This window comes from Streptomyces sp. KR55 (genome assembly GCF_052245645.1).
Taxonomy (GTDB): Bacteria; Actinomycetota; Actinomycetes; order Streptomycetales; family Streptomycetaceae; genus Streptomyces; species Streptomyces flavusporus.
Map to the genome: position 1 here is coordinate 1 of NZ_JBQQCE010000642.1, position 4,187 is coordinate 4,187.

The 4,187-nt window shown below is 69.6% G+C and carries 3 protein-coding genes; all 3 read left to right on the forward strand.

The window, feature by feature from the left end; genetic code table 11:
• Positions 1-818 (forward strand): PDR/VanB family oxidoreductase (locus ACTWQJ_RS47405; RefSeq protein ID WP_443312573.1); only part of this gene is annotated, 818 nt, incomplete at its 5' end.
• Between the two features lie 693 nt (positions 819-1,511).
• Entirely contained in the window at positions 1,512-2,144 is a 633-nt protein-coding gene (locus tag ACTWQJ_RS47410; protein WP_443312574.1) for a DUF6230 family protein, read from the forward strand.
• Entirely contained in the window at positions 2,135-3,775 is a 1,641-nt protein-coding gene (locus ACTWQJ_RS47415; protein ID WP_443312575.1) for a DUF6114 domain-containing protein, read from the forward strand. The genes ACTWQJ_RS47410 and ACTWQJ_RS47415 overlap by 10 nt, the downstream gene beginning before the upstream one ends.
• The last annotated feature ends 412 nt before the right edge of the window (positions 3,776-4,187 follow it).

Genomic DNA, 4,187 nt, shown 5'->3' on the forward strand with positions numbered 1-4,187 from the left:
ACCTGCCCTCCGGCCGCAAGCGGCAATACTCTCTGTGCGGCGACCCTGCCGACCGGTACCGGTACCGAATCGCGGTGCGCCGCATCGCCAACGGCCAAGGCGGTTCGGCCGAGGTACACGACGCCCTCGGGGACGGTATGCGGGTCGCCATCACCAAACCCCGGAACGCCTTCCCCTTCGCCGCCGAAGCATCCATCCTGCTCATCGCGGGCGGCATCGGCATCACCCCGATCCTGCCGATGGCTCAGGAAGCTGCCCGACGCGGGCTGGACTGGAAGCTCGTGCACACCGGCCGCAGCCGCGGCTCGATGCCCTTCGCGGCAGAGCTGGCCGAACTCGCAGCCGCAGCCCCTGGCCGGGTCTCCATCCGTCCTGACGACGAGTGCGGAGTGCCCGACGCAGCCGATCTGTTGAGCTTGAGCCCAGCGGCGGGTGCGGTGTACTGCTGTGGGCCCGCGCCCATGATCGACGGCGTTCGGCGCGCGTTCGGTGATAGCCGCGCGTCAGCCCTGCACTTCGAGCGTTTCGGCCCGGCCCCGATCACGGACGGCCGTCCCTTCGAACTTCAGCTGGGCGACACCGGACGGGTTCTGCCAGTGCCGTACGACCGCTCCGCCCTGGATGTTCTCCACGAGGCCCTGCCTGACATGCCGTTCTCCTGCCGTCAGGGATTCTGCGGCACCTGCCGGGTGCAGGTGATCCATGGCAATGTCGATCATCGTGACCGCCGGCTCACCGCCACCGAACGTGCGGCCGGCGCCATGCTGCCCTGCGTCTCGCGTGCACCGGAAGGAGAGCGGTTGGTGCTGGAGGCGTGAGCGATGGCCGAGCGCCCGTAGAGCGCGGCCGTCGCCGCGAGGAACCTCAGCCGGCCAGGAGCGGCTCTCCGTGATCGCTGACAGAGCCCGGTGGTGAACGCCCTAACTGTATTGATCACGAGTGTTGTTGACACGGGGGCTTGATCAAAGGAGAAGACCTCCGGTGTGGTGGAGCTGTCTGGGACTGCACCACACGGAGGTCTTCGTATCCCACGATGATGCCCGGCCGACTGCTCATGGCAGGCGGCTGTTGATCCAGCGTGTCTCCGTTCCGGCCGCCCGGAGCTCATGTGGCCGAGGAGATGGGATCTCCCGAGCGACCGCCTACAAGTGGACACGACGGAGACGTGCCGCTCCGGCAGCAGCGGTGGCGCCGCACACCGCCGACGAGAGGCGCCCGCCCGCTCGCGAAGCCGGTTCCACCGCTTTCACTCTCTGCCAACACAGCTCCACCGCAAGCCAATTGCAGAAATACACGTACACCAATGGTCTTCCATGTACGTGCGTGTTCTCTCACACCTACCGGAAGCCGGTGGCCCGAGCCGCTCCACGCCACCGGTTCTGTCGGGCCACGCCCGGTCCCGGGCGAACCCCACGCACCGGCGCCGTACGGCCCCCCCGGCATTCACAGCCCTACGGCTCGGACACAGCACTTCGGAACATTCAGCTCGGATCGACTTGACGGGAGCAGCAGTGACCGAAAACGAGACACCGGACGCGGAGACACACGGTGCCGCCCACGGACGGACCTCCTACAAGCGGGCGGCAGTGCTCGCCGTGCCAGCCTTCGTCGCGATCGGCGCCATGGGCATCGCCATGGCGCAGGGCGCGATGGCCGCGACCTTCGCCGTCTCCGGGACCAACTTCAAGGTGGCCTCCGGCAAACTGACCAGTGACGCGCTCGCCTCCTACGTCGAGGTGGACCGGTCGGTGGACGGCAAGGGGCACGCGGTCGCCCTGCTCTCCCTGAAGCAGGCCAAACTGACGGACATCTGCCAGTCGACCGGTGTGAACACCCCGATAGGCAGGGTCGTCTTCCGCCTCCAGGCCGGCGGCGACGCCGGAAAGGTCACGGCGGACAGCCTCGTGATCGACGCCGAGGACCTGGCCGGTGACGCCAAGTTCGGCAACGTCCAGATCGGCCGGGACGCCTCCACGCTGGACGCCGTACCGGGCCCCCAGGGCGAGCCGGGCAGCTTCGGGCTCCAGGTCAAGGGCGTCGACGTGTCCGGGGTCAAGTCCCACGCCTGGTCGGCGATGGGCGGCAACTTCAAGCTCAAGGGACTGAAGATCAACGTGGGTCTGGGCGGCAAGGAATGCTTCTGAGGCGGACGAAGAGGCAGCCGGAGTCCACGTCGCCGCGCGGCTCCGGCGGCCGCATCGACGCTCTCCTCCCCTGGCCCGGACCACGCGCGGCGCTGCGCGACTGGCGACGCCGTCGGCCGTTCTGGGCGGGCGTGCTGCTCATGGCGGCCGGCACCGAACTGCTGATCGTCCCGCTGTCCCCGTTCGACGTCCTGATCAACCTCGGCATCGGCGGGATCGCGGCGATCGGTATCGGTCTCGCGCTCATCGTCGCCGGGGTGTTCCTGTGGGTGGCGCCGCACGCCCATACGTACGTCAGCGTCAACGCGATGATCCTCTCGGTGCTCTCCTTCGCTGCCACCAACCTCGGTGGCTTCCTGCTCGGCACCCTGCTCGGCGTCGCGGGCAGTGCCCTCGGCTTCGGGTGGCAGGAGGGCCAAAGCGCGGGAAAAGGATCAGCGGGGCGGGGAAGGCGTCCGCGCAAGGGGTCCGGTAGCGGCACGGCCGACCGGGACCCGGGCGAGGACGCGGACCCCGACGGGGAGAGCGCGACCGGCGACGGGGAGAGCGCGGACGAACCGAGTGGTGAGCGGGGCTCCGGTGCCACCGGCGGCGTCCGCGGCACCCTGGCCGTACTGCTGCCCGTCGCCCTGGTCGGCGCCACGCTCGGCCCCGTCGCGGGAGAGGCGCGGGCCGAACCCGCCGAGGTGCCGATGGTGGCGGCTACCGCCCCACAGGTCACGGCGACCCGGTTCTCCCCGCACGGTTTCACCTTCTCCGGTATCAAGGAGATCCCCACGGCCCGCGGGCCGATGAAGGTCCTGGTGCTCTCCATGCGGTCGGCCTCGCTGACCGACTACCGTCTGCAGACCCGGGACGGCGACGGGCCGCAGGAGCAACTGGCCGCGGACGACCTGCAGTTGAAGGGGAACGTCAAGCTCTATGTGAAGAAGTTCTCCGGCTGCGTCGAGGGACTGATCTGCGTGACCTTCTCCCCGGAGGGTCTGCCCACGCCGCCGATCATCCCGCCGCTCATCTTCCTCACCAAGGTCAAGGCCGAACAGGCCCTGGTGACCGCGGACGAGCTGGTGCTCGACAGGCTGCGCATCAACACGGGCGGGGAGCCGATCCCGTTCACGAAACTGCCGCCCGCCTGGGACGGCAAACCCCTGGACACCTCCGGCAAGCCGGGGGCCGACGAGCCCGGTACGGATCCGGAGGCCCCGGAGCCGGGAGAGCCCGGGAAACCCGGCGAGCCCTCCCCGCCCGCGCCCCATCCCACGCCGCCCGAGACCGCGGCCGGCCTCGAGGTCCGCGACCCGAAGCGGAACCCCGGCGACCACGTGTGGTGCGAGGACATCAGCCTCACCCTGGCCAACACCGGCGAACAGCCGGTCACCGAGGGCGAGATCGTCTTCCGTACCAAGGTGCGGGACCTGTTCGGCCTCGACCTCGGCACGGTGACCTCGAAGCCGGTCTCCTTCGGCACCGTCAAGGGCGGTGACGAGGTGACCAAGCACAGCCAGGTCTGCACGCGCCCCACTTACGCATGGACGCTGCTGACCGGAGGGCACATGGAGCACGAGGCCGAGGTGAGCCACCGCGGCGCCGACCCGGTCCGCGTGGAGATCCCGCGCCGCGAGGACTCCTGACCCGGCAGGAACGAACCGGGCGGGACCGGTCCGGGCAAGACGACCCGCCCGGAGAGCAACAGGCAGGACCGGTGGGACCGAGGACTCCTCGCGTCCCACCGGCCACCGCCCCGCAGCTTTTCCCCCTTGCCCCCCCTCACGGCCCCACCCTCCCCGAGGAGTGCCATGCGCCGACCCGACCTCAGCGATCTGCACGGCCGGAAGGTGCTCCTCACGGGCGCCGCGGGCGGCATCGGCCGGGCCACCGCCCGGCTTGCCGCGCGGGACGGCGCCCTGCTCTTCCTTAGTGGGCGTTTAGGTATCGCTTGTGGCACTACGTCGCTCTTGCGGCTGGTGCTCTTTGAGAGAGTTTATGCCCTACGTGGAGCTTCGCGGCCTTCCAGGCTCCGGCCTCGGCGTCCATTTGTTTCGT